The organism is Candidatus Symbiopectobacterium sp. NZEC135 (genome assembly GCF_025962695.1).
In genome coordinates, this window is sequence record NZ_JAGFPF010001377.1 from 1 (window position 1) to 571 (window position 571).

A 571-nucleotide genomic window follows, 5' to 3' on the forward strand; every position below is an offset into this window, starting at 1 on the left:
TGATTTCACGCAGGAGCCGTTTGCCAGCAACGGGCTGTTTGCCATCACCGGCCCAACCGGCGCGGGTAAAACCACGCTGCTGGATGCCATCTGTCTTGCGCTGTATCACCAGACGCCGCGACTGAATACGCTCTCCGCCACGCAGAACGAGCTGATGACGCGTAACACCGCCGACTGTCTGGCCGAGGTGGAATTTGAGGTCAAAGGCGTCGGCTATCGCGCATTTTGGAGCCAACGCCGCGCCAAAGATGCGGCGGATGGCAACCTGCAAACCCCGAAAGCCGAACTGGCGCTGATCGAAGACGGCAAGATCCTCACGCAAAAACTGTCCGAAAAGCTGGCTTACACCGTCCGTATTACCGGGCTGGACTTTGAGCGTTTTACCCGCTCGATGATGCTCTCACAGGGGCAATTTGCCGCCTTCCTCAACGCCGAACAGAACAAACGCGCAGAACTGCTGGAAGAGCTGACCGGTACGGTGATCTATGGCGAGATCTCCAGCCGCATCTATGAGCGGCATAAAGCCGTAAAGCTGGCATTGGACGCGTTACAAGCACGCGCGTCGGCTATC

1 protein-coding gene is annotated in these 571 nt (G+C 58.1%); it reads left to right on the top strand.

What is annotated here, in order from left to right; translation table 11 throughout:
• On the top strand, window positions 1-571 hold a 571-nt coding region (locus tag J5224_RS34350), incomplete at both ends, for an AAA family ATPase (protein ID WP_264629306.1).